The 16,487-nt window shown below is 69.8% G+C and carries 13 protein-coding genes; 7 read left to right on the top strand and 6 right to left on the bottom strand.

Features of this window, described 5'->3' with window-relative positions; translation table 11 throughout:
• Positions 1-9 precede the first annotated feature (9 nt).
• The 3 genes from ACTWQR_RS04195 to ACTWQR_RS04185 are packed head-to-tail and all read right to left on the bottom strand — an operon-like array spanning position 10 to position 2,835.
• On the bottom strand, positions 10-921 hold the full coding sequence (locus ACTWQR_RS04195; RefSeq protein WP_443225491.1) for an ABC transporter ATP-binding protein: 912 nt from the start codon (positions 919-921) through the stop codon (positions 10-12).
• Positions 918-1,835 (bottom strand): ABC transporter permease, encoded by a 918-nt coding sequence (locus ACTWQR_RS04190; protein WP_443225490.1) that lies wholly within the window; start codon positions 1,833-1,835, stop codon positions 918-920. Before ACTWQR_RS04190 ends, ACTWQR_RS04195 begins: the two co-directional genes overlap by 4 nt.
• Positions 1,825-2,835: an ABC transporter ATP-binding protein gene (locus tag ACTWQR_RS04185; protein ID WP_443225578.1), complete on the bottom strand. Its 1,011-nt coding sequence runs from the start codon at positions 2,833-2,835 to the stop codon at positions 1,825-1,827. Before ACTWQR_RS04185 ends, ACTWQR_RS04190 begins: the two co-directional genes overlap by 11 nt.
• 290 nt (positions 2,836-3,125) lie before the next feature.
• On the opposite strand from ACTWQR_RS04185, the gene ACTWQR_RS04180 reads away from it, so the two are divergent.
• The 7 genes from ACTWQR_RS04180 (at position 3,126) to ACTWQR_RS04150 (ending at position 10,422) form a co-directional block, all read left to right on the top strand.
• Entirely contained in the window at positions 3,126-3,998 is an 873-nt protein-coding gene (locus ACTWQR_RS04180; protein WP_443225489.1) for a M24 family metallopeptidase, read from the top strand.
• Entirely contained in the window at positions 3,995-5,749 is a 1,755-nt protein-coding gene (locus tag ACTWQR_RS04175) for an SDR family oxidoreductase (RefSeq protein ID WP_443225488.1), read from the top strand. The genes ACTWQR_RS04180 and ACTWQR_RS04175 overlap by 4 nt, the downstream gene beginning before the upstream one ends.
• Positions 5,746-6,657 carry a metal-dependent hydrolase gene (locus ACTWQR_RS04170; protein WP_443225487.1) on the top strand — a complete coding sequence of 304 codons (912 nt, stop codon included), beginning with the start codon at positions 5,746-5,748 and terminating at the stop codon, positions 6,655-6,657. The genes ACTWQR_RS04175 and ACTWQR_RS04170 overlap by 4 nt, the downstream gene beginning before the upstream one ends.
• Before the next feature lie 44 nt (positions 6,658-6,701).
• Positions 6,702-7,646: a MerR family transcriptional regulator gene (locus tag ACTWQR_RS04165; protein ID WP_443225486.1), complete on the top strand. Its 945-nt coding sequence runs from the start codon at positions 6,702-6,704 to the stop codon at positions 7,644-7,646.
• 182 nt (positions 7,647-7,828) lie between these two features.
• Positions 7,829-8,377 carry an RNA 2'-phosphotransferase gene (locus tag ACTWQR_RS04160; RefSeq protein ID WP_443225485.1) on the top strand — a complete coding sequence of 183 codons (549 nt, stop codon included), beginning with the start codon at positions 7,829-7,831 and terminating at the stop codon, positions 8,375-8,377.
• A gap of 119 nt (positions 8,378-8,496) precedes the next feature.
• Positions 8,497-9,408 carry an LLM class flavin-dependent oxidoreductase gene (locus ACTWQR_RS04155; protein WP_443225484.1) on the top strand — a complete coding sequence of 304 codons (912 nt, stop codon included), beginning with the start codon at positions 8,497-8,499 and terminating at the stop codon, positions 9,406-9,408.
• A 144-nt stretch (positions 9,409-9,552) separates the two neighbouring features.
• On the top strand, positions 9,553-10,422 hold the full coding sequence (locus ACTWQR_RS04150; protein WP_443225483.1) for a Cof-type HAD-IIB family hydrolase: 870 nt from the start codon (positions 9,553-9,555) through the stop codon (positions 10,420-10,422).
• Positions 10,423-10,523: 101 nt separating this feature from the next.
• On the opposite strand, the gene ACTWQR_RS04145 is transcribed toward ACTWQR_RS04150, so the two are convergent.
• The 3 genes from ACTWQR_RS04145 to cydB all read right to left on the bottom strand — a co-directional run bounded on the left by ACTWQR_RS04145 (position 10,524) and on the right by cydB (position 16,468).
• A complete protein-coding gene (locus ACTWQR_RS04145; RefSeq protein ID WP_443225482.1) occupies positions 10,524-11,570 on the bottom strand; it encodes a M23 family metallopeptidase in 1,047 nt (348 codons plus the stop codon).
• A 276-nt stretch (positions 11,571-11,846) separates the two neighbouring features.
• Positions 11,847-15,347 (bottom strand): thiol reductant ABC exporter subunit CydD, encoded by a 3,501-nt coding sequence (gene cydD / locus ACTWQR_RS04140; protein WP_443225481.1) that lies wholly within the window; start codon positions 15,345-15,347, stop codon positions 11,847-11,849.
• A gap of 116 nt (positions 15,348-15,463) precedes the next feature.
• The gene (cydB, locus tag ACTWQR_RS04135) at positions 15,464-16,468 is read right to left on the bottom strand and encodes a cytochrome d ubiquinol oxidase subunit II (protein ID WP_443225480.1); all 1,005 of its coding nucleotides are present in this window, start codon (positions 16,466-16,468) and stop codon (positions 15,464-15,466) included.
• Positions 16,469-16,487: the final 19 nt, after the last annotated feature.

Here is a 16,487-nt window from a genome sequence, read left to right as displayed (position 1 = left end):
CTTGGCCTCCTACGCCGCGACGAGATACGAGAAGACGGACTCGAGGGACTCGTCGGACGGCGAGACCGTGAGCAGCCGGATGCCGTGGTCGCGGGCCACTCGCGGCAGCAGTGCCGTGAAGCGCCCGAAGTCGACCGCCTGGATGCGCAACGCGCCCTCCTGGAGGTCCACTTCGATGCCGGACGTCGACGGGTCGGCGATGAGGGCGGCCGCGAGCGCGCGGTCGTCGCTGGAGCGCACCAGGTAGCGGTGCGGGCGGTCCGTCATCAGGCGGCGGATCCGGCGGAAGTCGCCGCTGGCCGCGTGCCGTCCGGCGACGACCACCTCGATGTGCGAGGCGAGTTGTTCGACCTCTTCGAGGATGTGGGACGAGAACAGCACCGTGCGGCCCTCGTCGCCCATGCGCCGCAGCAGGCCCATCAACTGCATGCGCTGGCGCGGGTCCATGCCGTTGAAGGGCTCGTCGAGCAGCAGCAGGGACGGGTCGTGGACGAGCGCTGAGGCCATCTTCACGCGCTGCCGCATGCCCTTGGAGTACGTCGAGATCTTGCGGTCCTGCGCGTACTCCATCTCGACCGTGGCGAGGGCCTTCTGTGCGGCCTTCTTGCCGAGGCCGTGCAACTCGGCGTTGGCAACGACGAATTCGCGGCCCGTGAGGAAGTCGTACATCGCCTCGCGCTCCGGGACGATGCCGATCTGCTTGTAGATCTGTTCGTTGCGCCAGGTCGGCCGGCCGTCAAGGGTGACGGTTCCGGTGGAGGGGGCGAGGAAGCCTCCCATCATGTTGATGAGGGTGGACTTTCCGGCGCCGTTCGGGCCGAGCAGGCCGGTGACGCCTGGGCCGATCGTCATGGTGATGTCGTTGACGGCCACCACGTTGCCGAACCAGCGAGAGACGTGGTCGATGGTGAGCGTGGTCACAGTCCGACCTTTCGGTAGCGGCGCATCAGGAGGCCGTAGCAGCCCGCGATGAGCCCCAGGACGACGATGAGGTAGACGACACCCTGTCCGGACGAGGGGCCTTCCCCTCCGGGGAAGGCGGAGTTGGCGCCGAGGAAGGCCGTCTGCACTCCGTCGATGAGGGTGATGGGCGAGAAGAGGCCGAGCCAGGGCACGGCCGAGCTGCTGGACTGTTCGAAGGCGATGGCCTGGACGGTGGACACGGCTCCGTAGGAGATGGTCAGGGCAGCGATGACGGCCGCGATGCCGAAGCCTCGGCGCGGCGTGATCGCCGAGATGACCAGGCCGATGCCGGCGAACAGGAGCGACAGCAGTGCCACGGAGACCAGTCCCTGTGCGAATCCCTTCGTCTGGTCGGCGAAGTCGAGCTTGGCCAGCAGCGCGCCCACGTAGAGCACGAGCAGCGGCGCGGCCGTGAGGACGAACATCGCCGAGGCCAGGGCCGCGTACTTGGCGCGTACGTAGTCGACGGTCTCGATGGGGCGCGAGAAGTACAGCGGGACGGTCTTGAAGCGCAGGTCACGGGAGACGGACTGCGGTCCCTGGGAGGCCACGTACAGGCCGATGACGGCCTGCATGATGACCGCGTAGCGCGTGTAGTCGACGGGCAGGTCGTTCGCCTTGGTGGCCACCGCGACCGCCACCATGATCAGCGCGGGTACGCACATCACCACGAAGAGCAGCATCGGCAACACCTTGGACTTGACCGACCGGCCCAGGCCATACGCGCCGCGAAGGGACTGCGAGTAGAGCGAGCGGGTGGCGTACGCCCGGCCCAGGCGCGGACCGTCGTAGTTGCGGTAGCCGATGTTGTGGATCCGGCTCTGCTCGCCCGGGCGAACCGGGGCCTGAGCCTGGGGCTGCTCAACCGCCATGGCCGACCGCCTCCTTCCGCTGTTCGTCGCCGTCCCTGGGGGCCTGCGCGCCACTGTCCTTGAGGGCCTGTTCGTCGCTGTCCTTGAAGACCTCCGAGATGTGGTGCCTGCGCTGCTCCATGCGGACCAGGCCGAGGCCGAGGTCGGCGACGACGTCCCGTACGACGTCGTACGTCTCCTCGCCCTCCGCGGTGAGCAGCAGGATGTGGCCCGCGCCCGGCAGTCCGCTGCCGTCGTGCGTGTCGATCCCGCGCGCGTTGAGCACGTCGCGCACCGCGCGGGTGCCGTCGGGGTGCTCGTCGGTGTCGGTGACCTCGATGGCGAGGATCGCCGTGCTCTGGGTGAAGTCCGTGGTGGAGCTGGACCGCAGGAGCTTGCCACCGTCGACGACCACGACGTGGTCGCAGGTGCGCTCCAGCTCTCCGAGAAGGTGCGAGGTGACCAGGACGGAGATGCCGAAGTCGGTGTGGATGCGGCGGATCAGACCGAGCATCTCGTCACGGCCGACCGGGTCGAGGCCGTTGGTCGGCTCGTCGAGGAAGACCAGCTGCGGATCGTGCACGAGAGCCTGCGCGAGCTTCACGCGCTGCTTCATGCCGGTCGAGTAGCCGCCGATGGGGCGGTAGCGCTCCTCGTAGAGGCCGACGTGGCGCAGGGTGTCGGCGGTGCGCTCGCGAGCCGCCGCGGGGGGCAAACCGGACATGCGCGCCATGTGGACGACGAACTCGGTGGCCGAGACGTCGGGCGGCAGACAGTCGTGCTCCGGCATGTAGCCGACCCGCTCACGGATGTCGCCGCCCTTGGTGGCGACATCGAGTCCGAGCACTTCGGCTCGGCCCTCGGTGGCGGGGGACAGACCCAGCAGGATCTTGATCAGTGTGGACTTGCCGGCTCCGTTGGCTCCGACGAGTCCGGTCACACCGGGTCCGACGTCCACGGAGAGCCGGTCAAGAGCGGTCACCCTCGGGAACCGCTTGCTCAGGCTTTCGGTCGCGATCACAGTCACGTTTCGAAGGTAGTGGCGCAGGCCACAACCGTCGTCAGACCTGGGAGCTGTATCGGCGTCCCTCTCCAGTCGTACGGGCCCGTAAGGGTCCCCCTGAGGTCGAACAACCGGCGGTGATCGGCCACCGTCCGCTTGGTTGTCGCGTCGGCCCGGTTGTCCACATAGGCCCGGTTTTCCACAGGTCGCATGCGGGCCTATTGACGCAGCCGCCAACAATTGTCACATTCATCAGTGTCAAGTTACGAGCGCGTAGCGCGCACGCCGGACATGGGACGGACGGTGGCATGACCTCAGCAGCCGCAGCGGCAGTGGCCTCACCATCACCCTCACCGGGCGAACTCACCGCGGAGCTGCGCGGATTCAGGGAAGTGCAGCGCCTCGCCTACGAGTGCGCGGAGGCGGTCGCGGCGGAGCTGAAGCCGGGCGTGACCGAGCGCGAGGCGGCGAGGATGCAGCGTGAATGGCTGCGCGAGCGCTCGGTGCGGGACTGGTTCCATCTGCCCTTCGCCTGGTTCGGGGACCGCACGGCGTTCGTGGACTTCCGTATACCGCTGCAGTTCTTCCCCACCAACAAGCGCCTGGAGCCGGGGATGCCGTTCATCCTCGACCTGGCTCCGGTCCACAAGGGCTACACGGCGGACATCGGGTATTCGGGCTCGCTGGGGCTGAATCCGGTGCAGGACAGGCTGCTCGCCGACCTGGAGGCGCACCGCGAGCTGATCCTGCGCGAAGTGCGCGAGCGGCGACCGCTGCGCGAGATCTACGAGGATGTGGACCGGCTCATGGTCCGCCAGGGCTACGCGAACCGGCATCGCGCGTACCCCTTCGGGGTGATCGCACACAAGGTCGACCGGGTCAGGGAGCGGCGCTGGTCGCCGCGCCTGTTCGGGTTCGGCGCGCAGTCCCTCAAGGGCCTGGCGAGCGACGCGATCCACGGTCACCGCGACGGCTGGTCCCCCCTGTGGTCGCCCTACCGGTTCTCCGACCATCCGCCCCAACCGGGTCTGTGGGCGGTCGAGCCGCATCTCGGATTCCGGGGTACGGGCGCGAAGTTCGAGGAGATCCTGGTGGTCACCGACTCCAAGGACCCTGATCAGAGCGCGTTCTGGCTGGACGACGATCTGCCGCACGTGCGGCGCTGGGCGGAGGACAAGTGACGCTTCAGGGGGCGCGCGAGCGCTGGGTGCGCACTGGTGGAGTCGAACTGTGTGTCGCCGAGTTGGGCGACCCCACGCAGCCCACGGTGGTGCTGGTGCACGGCTATCCGGACTCCAAGGAGGTGTGGTCCGAGGTCGCGTCACGCCTCGTCGAGCGCTTCCATGTGGTGCTGTACGACGTCCGGGGCCACGGCAGGTCCACAGCGCCGCAGCCCCTACGCGGCGGATTCACGCTGGAGAAGCTGACGGACGACTTCCTGGCGGTCGTGGACACGGTCAGCCCGGACCGGCCGGTGCACCTGGTGGGGCACGACTGGGGCTCGGTGCAGGCCTGGGAGTTCATCACGGTCAAGCGCACCGAGGGGCGGATCGCGTCCTTCACGTCGATGTCCGGGCCGTCGCTCGACCACTTGGGGCACTGGATCAAGAAGCGCATGACCCGGCCGACGCCGCGCAAGGTCGGTCAACTGCTCGGCCAGAGCGCCAAATCCTGGTACGTGTACCTGCTGCACACGCCCGTGCTGCCCGAACTCGCCTGGCGCGGCCCTCTCGGCAAGCAGTGGCCGAGGATCCTGCGTCGGCTCGAGAAGGTGCCGGCGGGTGACTATCCGACGCCGTCGCTGCCCAGGGACGCGGCCCATGGAACGTGGCTGTACCGGGACAACCTACGAGCCCGGCTGCGCAAGCCGCGCACCGACGCGCACGCACACGCGCCCGTGCAGCTCATCACGCCTCTGGAGGACACGTTCCTGTCGGAGAAGCTCTACGACGAACTGGAACTGTGGGCTCCGCAGCTGGTGCGCCGCGCGCTCCCGGCCAAGCACTGGATGCCGCGCACACGTCCCGACCAACTGAGCGCCTGGATCACCGAGTTCGTGAGGGGTGTCGAGGGCGGGAGGCCCGCGCCGGTGGCGACCGGCAAGTACGCCGACCGCTTCGGCGGGCAACTCGTGCTGGTCACCGGCGCGGGCAGCGGCATCGGGCGGGCCACCGCCTTCGCGTTCGCCGAGGCCGGCGCGCGGGTGATCGCCGTCGACCGGGACGCGGAGAGCGCGGCCCGCACCGCGGAACTGTCCCGCCTCATCGGCGCCCCCGCGGCCTGGGCCGAGACCGTCGACGTCTCCGACGAGCAGGCCATGGAGAAGCTCGCCGAGAAGGTCGCCGCCGAGTACGGGGTGGTCGACGTGCTGGTGAACAACGCGGGGATCGGGCTGTCCGGCTCGTTCTTCGACACCACCCCGGAGGACTGGAAGAGGGTCCTCGACGTCAACCTGTGGGGCGTGATCCACGGCTGTCGGCTCTTCGGCAAGCAGATGGCCGAGCGCGGACAGGGCGGCCACATCGTCAACACCGCGTCGGCGGCCGCGTACCAGCCGTCGAAGGCACTGCCCGCCTACAGCACCTCGAAGGCGGCGGTGCTGATGCTCAGCGAGTGCCTTCGCGCGGAGCTGACGGGGCAGGGCATCGGGGTCTCGGCGATCTGCCCGGGCTTCGTCAACACCAACATCACCTCGACCGCGCACTTCACCGGGGTCGACGCCGACGAGGAGAAGCGGCGCCAGAAGAAGACCGCGCGGCTGTACGGACTGCGCAACTACCCGCCGGAGAAGGTCGCCGACGCCGTACTGCGCGCGGTCGTCCGCAATCAGGCGGTGGTGCCCGTGACCCCGGAGGCGCGCGGCGCCCACCTCATGTCCCGCTTCACGCCCAGGGCACTGCGCGCGATCGCACGGATGGAGCCGCCGCTGTGAGTGACAACGGAGACGACTACGAAATTACGCCTCGTCGGGTGTCCTTCGACTGGGACAGGACTCCGCTCCACTGGATACCGGACGAGCCGACCGCTACCCATGTCATCAACGTGCTGCACCTGCTGCTGCCGGCGGGGGAGCGGTGGTTCGTGAAGATCTTCAAGGAGGGCCTGCCGCTGGTTCGCGACCCCGAACTCCTCAAGGACGTCAAAGGTTTCATGGGTCAGGAGGCAACCCACAGCGTGCAGCACTCCTATGTGCTGGCACACCTGGCCACGCAGCGCCTGGACACGGCCGCGTACACGAAGCACGTCGACTTCCTCTTCCGGAAGATTCTCGGCGAGACTCCACCGCTCGGCGCACCGATAGCGGCGCTGGAGTGGCTGCGCCTGCGGCTCTCGGTGATCGCGGCGATCGAGCAGTTCACAGCGGTGCTGGGCGACTGGGTGCTGGCCTCCGAGGGGCTCGACCGCGCGGGGGCCGATGAGGTCATGCTGGACCTGTTGCGCTGGCACGGCGTGGAGGAGGTGGAGCACCGGGCGGTCGCCTTCGACATGTACCAGCACCGCGGCGGCGAGGGCGCGGCCCGGTACGCGCGCCGGGTCGCCGGCATGGCGGTCACGGCTCCCGTGATGCTCTACATGTGGGCATGGGGCGCCGCCTGTCTCGTACGCCACGACCCGCAGCTCGCGGGCCGGCTGCGCTACTCGCTCGGCGCGCACAACCGGGCGGTGCGCAGGGGGCTGCTGCCCACGTGGAAGGAGCTCGGCTCCGCCGTACCGCGCTATCTGCGGCGCTCGTACCATCCGTCGCGGGAGGGCTCGATGCGCAGGGCGGTCGAGTATCTGGCACGGTCGCCAGCGGCTCGGGCGGCCGCGGGAGCGATCGGCCGGGCGGCGATCGCGTAAGAACACGGGAAACGATCGCGTAGGGACACGGGAAGGCAGGGGCCGTGAACGACGAGCCGGTCGGCGTCGCGTACCGGATCGAGGACCTGGCGCACCACAGCGGTGCCACGGTCCGGACAATCCGTGCCTACCAGGACCGCGGGCTGCTCCCCCGCCCCGAGCGGCGCGGCCGCGCCAACGTGTACTCGGACGCGCATCTGGCACGGCTGCGCCAGATCGCCGACCTGCTGGAGCGCGGCTACACGCTGGCCTCCATCAAGGAGCTCCTGGAGGCGTGGGACGCGGGCCGGGGCCTCGGGGGCGTGCTCGGCCTGGTCGCCGAGGTCGACGGGCCGTGGACGGACGAGGAGGCGGTCCGTATCTCGCGGGCCGAACTCGACGAGCGCTTCGGGGGCACCCCGGACGACGCTGCGGTGGCCGACGCCGTCGATCTCGGAGTGCTCGAACGCGTTCCAGGGCAGGAAGACACGTTCCTCGTGCCGAGCCCTCAAGAGCTGGCTGTGGCGGCCGAGTTGTACGAGGCGGGTGTTCCGCTGTCCGCGATCTCGGTTCATCTGCGGGAGTTGAGGGGCCAGGTGGAGCACATCGCCGCGCGCTTCCTGGAGTTCACGACCGAGCATGTCTTCGCCCGCTATCTCGGCGAGCATCCGCCGAGCGATGCCGAAGCGGCCGAGGCGGCCGCACTCGTACGTCGGCTGCGGCCGCTCGCAAGGCAGACCGTGGACGCCGAACTCGCCCGGGCGATGCGGCTGTTCGCCAACCGGCATCTGCGCCGGCATCTTGGCACGGGGCAGCCCCAGGTACATACGCAAGAGGCGCGATCGGTGGCGATCCCCGCGGCGACAATGGACGCGGTGGATGCGCTGGTTGGCGCGGAGAACGCGGCCGAGTTCATCGCCGTGGCCACCGAACGGGAGGTCCAGGCACGGGCCTTGGACACACTCGCCGCAAACCATGCCAAGGCGAACAATATTAACGCACCATCCTAAAACGCCTGTGAGTTGTCCACAGAACCATCAACTGGCCCTGTGGATAACGCACTTGGCTGTGGATCAAACCTGCGGCACTTAATCAAATGCGTGATCAGCGTCTCGCCAGGCACTCTGGCGGGATGAACGAAAGCGACAGGAACGAAAGCACCTTGGATGAAAGCGCCATGTCCGAACGCGTTATGGATGAAAGACGCACCGTGAAGGTGTCGAAGTACCTCTCGAAGCATCTGCGGCATCAGCCCGAGCGGATCGGGCTCACGCTGAACGAGGGCGGCTGGGTCGAGATCGAGACACTGATGACCGCGGCGGCGGCGCATGGTTTCCGGTTCACCCGGGACGAGCTGGACCACGTGGTCGCCCACAACGACAAGCGGCGCTTCGCGATCGAGGGCACCCGGATCCGCGCCAGCCAGGGCCACTCGGTCGAGGTCGACCTCGGTCTGCCCCCGGCCACGCCGCCCGCGTATCTCTACCACGGGACCGCTGCCGGCAGCCTGGACGCGATCCGCGCCGAGGGCCTGAGACCCATGAACCGGCACGACGTGCACCTCTCGCCCGACCGCGGGACCGCGACCCGTGTCGGTGCCCGCCGCGGCCGCCCCGTCGTGCTCTCCGTGGACGCCGCCGCCATGCACCGCGACGGCCATATCTTCCACGTCAGCGCCAACGGCGTCTGGCTTACAGCCGCCGTTCCGCCGCGCTACCTACGGTTTCCCGCCCCGCGCTGACCGGCCGCGCACAGCTCTGCCCGACCCCGGTCGCGCCCGATCCTCACTCTCCGGCGGCGTCCGCCTTCACCGATCTGCCGACGCGGGAGTGCCCCGCGACTGCGCTTAGGCTCTGAGGCATGAGTCTGCGTCTGAGCACCGTGATCCTGCCGTACCTCCGCTGGCACGAGGGAGGGCGTGCTACGTGGCAGCGCGCGGAGCAGCTCGGGTTCCACACCGCATTCACGTACGACCATCTGGCGTGGCGGACCTTCCGCGAGGGGCCGTGGTTCGGCGCCGTGCCGACGCTGACCGCCGCCGCGGGCGCCACCGACCGGCTGCGCCTCGGCACGCTGGTGACCTCTCCGAACTTCCGGCACCCGGTGACCCTCGCCAAGGAACTGATCTCGCTCGACGACATCTCCGGTGGCCGGATCACGTTGGGCATCGGCGCGGGCGGCTCCGGCTTCGACGCCACGACGCTGTTGAGCAGCGGCCAGGAGGCGTGGACACCGCGCGAGCGGGCCGACCGCTTCGCCGAGTTCGTACCGCTGCTCGACCGGCTGCTCACCGAGGACTCCGTGTCGTACGACGGCGAGTTCTACTCGGCACGCGACGCCTACAACATCCCCGGCTGCGTCCAGCGCCCCCGGCTGCCCTTCGCGGTGGCCGCCACCGGGCCGCGCGGGCTGAAGCTCGCCGCCCGGCATGGGCAGGCGTGGGTGACGACGGGTGACCCGAAGCTGTTCGAGACGGGCACTCCCGAGCAGTCTGTTCAGGCCATTCGCGGCCAGGCCGCAAGGCTGGCCGCCGCGTGCGACGCGGTCGGCCGTGACGTGACCGAGCTCGACAAGGTCCTGCTCACCGGCTTCACCCCGGACCGCGGTCGTCCGCTGGAGTCCCTCGACGCGTTCGTCGACTTCGCGGGCCGGCACATGGAGCTGGGTTTCACCGACATCGTGATCCACTGGCCCATCCCGGACTCGGACTTCGCGGCGGATGAGAAGGTCTTCGAGCACATCGCGATGGAGGCGGTCGCGCAGCTGATCTGAGGCTCGCCCAGGGCTGCCCTTTCCGGGGCGCGGAAAACAAAGTCGCAGGTGAGGTGGTACGGGACCGTTGCAGGTGAGGGCGTACGTCACTCACCTGTGCGGACCGCCGCACGCCCGTGCGCGTATATGCGGGAGAATGGCGAGGTGACCTCAGCGACCCGACGGCCCGGGACCCCGGCCTCCACCCTCCCGCCCCGGCTGATCGCCACGGATCTCGACGGCACCCTGCTGCGCGACGACAAGTCCGTATCGCAGCGCACCATCGCCGCTCTGGCAGCCGCCGAGGAGGCCGGCATCGAGGTCTTCTTCGTGACCGGCCGCCCGGCTCGCTGGATGGACGTCGTAAGCGAGCATGTCCACGGTCACGGCCTCGCCATCTGCGGAAACGGTGCCGCCGTGGTCGACCTGCACGGCGGCCCCGGTAGCCACCGCTTCGTCAAGATCCGGGAGTTGGCGCGGGAGAACGCGCTCGATGCCGTACGGCTGCTGCGGGAGGCCGCGCCGGGAACCGTGTTCGCCATCGAGCAGACATACGGCTTCTATCAGGAGCCGGCCTATCCCAAGCTGCACATGGAGATCCCCGACACTCTCGCCCCCGCGGAGAAACTCCTGGCGCCGGACGCCCCCGGTGCCGACGAGCCGGTGCTCAAGATCCTCGCGTACCACCACGAGATCGCCCCGGACGACTTCCTCACAGTCGCCCGCCTGGCCATCGGCGACCGGGCCAACGTCACCCGCTCCAGCCCCAGCGCCCTTCTGGAGATCAGCGGCCCCGGCGTCTCCAAGGCCAGCACGCTCGCGCTGTGCTGCGCCGAGCGCGGCATCTCGCACGAGGAGGTCGTCGCCTTCGGGGACATGCCGAACGACGTGGAGATGCTCACCTGGGCGGGCGCGTCATACGCGATGGGCAACGCACACCCCGACGTGATCGCCGCGGCCTCCGGAAGCACGGTCGCCAACAACGAGGACGGCGTGGCGGTCGTGATCGAGCGGATACTCGCGGAGCGTCGGTAACCAGTTGTCGGTGACAGGGCCCGTCGGTAACCGGACACATCGGTAACGGAAGTAATGGACGGGCTCCCGGAGACCGCTCCTCACCGCCGCCCTTACCGCACCTAGAGCTGAACTCCGCGCTCGGCCAGCCATTCTCGCGGATCGACAGCCGACCCCAGCTGCGGCGTCAGGCGCACCTCGAAGTGCAGATGCGGCCCGGTCGAGTTGCCGGTCGTGCCCGACTGGCCGACCCACTGCCCCGTAGCCACCCGCTCCCCCTGCTCGACGGTCACGGCGGCAAGGTGGGCGTACTGCGTGTAGTAGCCGCCCGGATGCCGCACCACGACCTCGATGCCGAACGCGCCGCCGCACGACACCTTCACCACTCGGCCCTCGCCCACCGACCTCACGGGTGTGCCGATGGCCACCGCGAAGTCCTGTCCGGTGTGCCGGCTCGCCCAGCGCTCACCGCCGCTGCCGAATCCCGCGGAGAGTCCGTACGTCTCCACCGGCGCGACCCACGGCTGTGTGAAGCCCGTTCGCGGCTGGTCGAGCCGGACGGCGCCCCGGCACGCGCCCGCCGCGACCGAGGTGTCCGCCTGATTCTGGAGCGTCCACTGGGCCTCTTCGAGCTTCTGCTCGATCCCCCTCTTGATCTCGGCGAGTTCGCCGGTGCGCCGCTCCAGCGACTGCCAGGCCGACGCGGCCTTCTCCTCATCGGCGGCGAGCCGTGCCTCGGCCCGGCGGCTCTTGGTGACGGCGTTGTTGACCGCCAGATCGGCCTGCCAGACGGCACGCTGACCGCGCATCAGCTCCTCCGGACTGTCCGCCAGCAGCAACTGCGCGGTGTGTGGAAGCCCGCCGCCGTTGCGGTACTGGGCCCGCGCGATCCGGCCGAGGTCCCCGTGCAGCGTGGCGATGGCCTGCCGTTCGCGGGCGAGGAGCCGTTCCAGCCGCTGCGCCCGGCCCCGCTGCACCTCCGCTTCCCGGCGCCCCGCCTCGTACTGCTGCGTCGCCAGGGACGCCTCCTCGTACAGCCGCACGACCTCGGCGCTGACGCCGCCCGACCCGTTGGCGTCTCCTGTGGCCGCCGGGGGCCGGGCCGCCAGGACGGCCAGCGCGCACAGCAGCGCCGGGACGAACAGAGGATGGCGGCGAAGTGAGCGCATGACACGGATCGTGTCGCGCGGGGGCGCCCCGGTCCTGTTCAAGTCGTCCACCTGAGGGACCAGTTGTCACGGATGGCGCACCGCGCTGGGCCGGACAGGGGCCTGGCCCGGGGTACTTCCGCGGGTCGCGCTGCGTGCCTGCCGCGTAAGCATGAGCCCGGCCGCCGATTCCGAGAGCCGGCGGGCCTGTTCCGCGACCACCCTGTAGGACCACCACAACCCGCGGCCTCATCACGACCCGACCCACAGAAAGCGCACAGCATCCTTCGCGAAGCCCTACCTCGCGACGGCCAACGACTCCGACTCGCTCTCCCGTTCCGACATCTCCCGCACGGGCCCAGCCACCCCGACCAGCTCCGCATACGCCCCCCGCTGCACGACACGGCCCTCCCCGAGCACGATCACCTCGTCCACGGCCTCCAGCCCCGCCAGCCGATGCGTGATCAACAGCGTCGTACGGCCCTCGGTCGCGGCCAGCAGATCAGCGGTGAGGGCATCAGCCGTCGGCAGATCAAGATGTTCCGCGGGCTCGTCGAGAACGAGCACAGGAAAGTCGGCGAGCAGCGCACGGGCCAACGCGAGCCGCTGCCGCTGCCCGCCCGACAGCCGCGCCCCATGCTCCCCGATCAGCGTGTCGAGCCCGTCGGGCAACCCGTCGACCCACTCGCGCAGCCGCACCCGCCCGAGTGCATCCCGCAGTTCCTCGTCGGTCGCACCCTTCCGAGCGAGCAGCAGATTCTCACGCACCGAACTGTCGAAGAGGTGCGCGTCCTGGGCACACAGTCCGACCAGCCGCCGTACGTCGTCACCGTCCATGCCCCACGCGTCCACGCCACCCAGCGTGTACGCCCCCGCATCCGCGTCCAGGAACCGCAGCAACACCTGCGCGAGGGTCGTCTTTCCGGACCCGGACGGCCCGACGACGGCAATCCTGCGCCCGCGTTCGAGCGTCAGGTCGACCCCGGCGAGCGCGTCCCGGTCCTGCCCGGCGTGGCGGGCGGCCAGGTCCTTCACGACGAGCGGGAACGGCGACTCGGACGCCTCCCGCGGCCGCTCCGGTTCGCGCACCGGTTCGGAAGCGTCCAGTACCTCGTACACGCGCTCCGCGCTCTTGCGCACCCGCTGCCGGTACTGGACCGCGAGCGGCAGCCCAAGGACGGCCTCGAAGGCGGCGAGCGGGGTGAGGACGACGACGGCCATCGTCACGCCGCTGAGGCGTCCGTCGGCGACCGCCTGGGCGCCGACGAGCGCGGCGGCCGCCACGGTGAGCCCGGAGATGAGTGCGGTGAGTCCGTCGCCGAGCGCGGTGGCGGTGGCGGCGCGCGAGGCGATGCGGGTGAGTTCGGCGTCGGCCCGCCGCGCCTCGGCGGTACGTGCGGGCAGGGCACCCGCGACCGTCAACTCGGGTGTCCCGGTGAGGAGATCGGCCACTCGGGTCGCCAGAACACCGCGTGCGGGGGCCAGTCGGCGCTCCGCACGGCGCGCGACGGCGCCGGTCACCAGCGGGACGCCCACCCCGGCCGCCAGCAGGCCGACGGCGAGGACGGCCCCGGCCTCGGGCAGCAGCCAGGCGGTGAACCCGACGGAGCCGGCGCACACGACGACCCCGGCTCCGGCGGGCAGCAGCCAGCGCAGCCAGTAGTCCTGCAACGCGTCGACGTCGGCGACCAGCCGCGAGAGCAGGTCACCGCGCCGGGCGGTACGCAGCCCCGCGGGCGCGAGGCGTTCGAGCCGGCGGTACACGGCGACCCGGGTGTCGGCGAGCATCCGCAGCACGGCGTCGTGCGACACCAGCCGCTCGGCGTACCGGAAGACGGCCCGCCCGATCCCGAACGCCCGCGTGGCCGTCACGGCGACCATCAGATACAGCACGGGGGGCTGCTGGGAGGCCCTGGAGATCAGCCACCCGGACGTGGCCATGAGACCGACGGCGCTCCCGAGCGCGAGACTGCCGAGCAGGAGTGCCAGTACGAGCCGCCCGCGCCGAGGCCCGGCCAGGGCACGCACGCGAGCGAGCACGCCGTCCCGCCTCTCCGGAGGCAGAGGCGCCTCTTCCTCGCCGGCCGATGGCAGCGTCGCCACCACGTCGGAGCCTCGCACCTCCGCACCGCCGGAGCGCCCAGAGCCCGACACCTCGACGGGCGCCCCCGGCTCCAGCCGCACCACCCGGTCCGCCACGCCCAGCAACGCCGGCCGATGCACGACGAGCAGCACCGTCCGCCCCACGGCCAGACGCCGGACCGCCTTCACGACCTCGCCCTCGGTCGCCCCGTCCAGGGAAGCCGTCGGCTCGTCGAGCAGCAGCACCGGCCGGTCCGCGAGGAACGCCCGTGCCAGAGCGAGTCTTTGGCGCTGCCCGGCGGACAGCCCGGCACCATCCTCGCCCAGTACCGTCCGCACCCCGTCGGGCAGCGCGTCCACGAACTCGAGGGCCCCGGCATCGGCCAGGGCCCTCCGCACCGCGGAGTCGTCCGCGTCCGGCCGCGCCAGCCGTACGTTCTCCGCGATGGACCCGGCGTACAGATGAGGCCGCTGCGGCACCCACGCGACTTGCGAGCGCCACTGCTCCAGGTCGGCGTCGGCGAGATCGACTCCCCCGATGCGCACCCGCCCCGACGCGGGCTCCACGAAGCCCAACAGCACGTTCAGGAGCGTCGACTTGCCCACTCCACTGGGTCCGACGAGCGCCACGGTCTCTCCGGGCTCGACCGCGAAGGACACGTCCGACACCGCATCCGAGGACCGCCCGGGATACCGGACCGTCACGCCCTCGAAGCGCATCCCGCCGGAGGCCGGCACGATCTCGTTCCCGGACGCCGGCACCGGTGTCTCCAGTACCGCGAAGATTTCCTCGGCGGCGGACAGCCCTTCGGCCGCCGCGTGGTACTGCGCCCCCACCTGCCGCAGCGGCAGATACGCCTCGGGCGCGAGGATGAGGACCACCAGACCGTCGTACAGAGCCATCTCGCCGTGGACGAGCCGCATTCCGATGGTCACCGCGACCAGGGCGACCGAGATCGTGGCGAGCAGTTCAAGCGCGAAGGACGAGATGAAGGCGACGCGGAGGGTGCGCATGGTCGCCTGCCGGTACTCCCCGGTGATCCGCCGGATCGACTCGGCCTGCGCCTTGGCCCGCCCGAACACCTTGAGCGTGGGCAGTCCGGCGACCACGTCCAGGAAGTGCCCCGACAGCCGCGACAGCAGCCGCCACTGACGGTCCATCTGGGACTGGGTGACCCAGCCGATGAGCATCATGAAGATCGGGATGAGCGGCAGCGTACCGACGATGATCGCCGCCGATACCCAGTCCTTGGTGACGATCCGCGCGAGCACCGCCACGGGCACGACCACCGCGAGCCCCAACTGCGGCAGATAGCGCGAGAAGTAGTCGTCCAGGGCGTCGACCCCTCGCGTGGCGAGCGCGACCAGCGACCCGGTCCGCTGCCCGCTCAGCCACCCCGGCCCCAGTGCACCCGCACGCTCCAGCAAACGCCCCCGCAACTCCGACTTGACCGCCGCGCTCGCCCGGTGTGCGGCGAGTTCGGTGAGCCAGGAGACAAGCGCCCGGCCGCCCGCGACGGCCGCCAACAGCAAGAGGGGCACGTGGAGTTCGGAGACCGTCAACTCGTGCTGGAAGGCTCCGACCACCACTTCGGCGATGAGCATCGCCTGAGCGATGACCAGCACTGCCCCGACAACCCCCAGGCCGACGACCGCCATCAGGAAGAGGCGGGTGGCTCGGGCGTATCGAAGCAGTCGCGGGTCGATCGGTTTCACGTGAAACACACCCTCGGTTCAAGCCGGTGCGTTTCACGTGAAACACACCATCTTCTCAACAAGCATGTTTCACGTGAAACATGCCTTCGGACTCATCGGCCGAGTGAGCGGCGATCTCAGTGCACGGCCTCAGCGATGTGCTGCGTACCGATCCGCTTGCGGAACACCCAGTACGTCCAGCCCTGGTAGAGCACGACGACCGGCGCCGCGATCCCCGCACACCAAGTCATGATCTTCAGCGTGTACGGGCTCGACGAGGCGTTGGTGACCGTCAGGTTCCACTCGTCATTGAGCGAGGACGGCATGACGTTCGGGAAGAGCGTCAGGAAGAGCATCGCGACGGCGGCGACGATGGTGATACCGGACAACGCGAACGCCCAGCCCTCGCGCCCCACCTGGTTCGCCCCGATCGCCGCGACCAGCGCTGCCACCGCCACGACCAACGCGACCAGGCTCTTGCCGTCGCCGTTGTCGACCTGGGTCCAGCCCAGGAAGACCAGCGCGAGCGCGGCCGTCACCAGGCCGAGTCCGAGAGCCAGCTTCCGCGCCCGCTCCCGTATGTCACCGAGGGTCTTGAGCGCCGCGAACACCGCCCCGTGAAAGGTGAACAGCGTCAGTGTCACCAGGCCGCCCAGGATCGCGTACGGGTTGAGCAGGTCCCAGAGGTTGCCCACGTACTCCATGTCCTGGTCGATCTTCACGCCACGCACGATGTTGCCGAAGGCCACCCCCCACAGGAACGCCGGGAGGAGCGAGGTCCAGAAGATCGCGTTCTCCCAGTTGCGCTGCCACTGCTCCTCGGGCCGCTTCGCCCGGTACTCGAAGGCGACTCCGCGCACGATCAGGCAGACCAGGATGAGCAACAGCGGCAGGTAGAAGCCGGAGAAGAGCGTGGCGTACCACTCGGGGAAGGCGGCGAAGGTCGCTCCGCCCGCCGACAGCAGCCACACCTCGTTGCCGTCCCAGACCGGCCCGATGGTGTTGATCAACACCCGCTTCTCGGCCCGGTTCCGGGCGAGCAGTTTGGTGAGGACACCGATCCCGAAGTCGAAGCCCTCCAGGAAGAAGTAGCCGATCCACAGGACGGCGATGAGGACGAACCAGACGTCGTGAAGTTCCATGACTCAGCAGCTCCCTGGG

Source organism: Streptomyces sp. 2A115, assembly GCF_052245575.1.
GTDB lineage: Bacteria > Actinomycetota > Actinomycetes > Streptomycetales > Streptomycetaceae > Streptomyces.
Note: the sequence above shows the minus strand (reverse complement) of the source record. Positions and strands in the feature narration are given on the sequence as shown.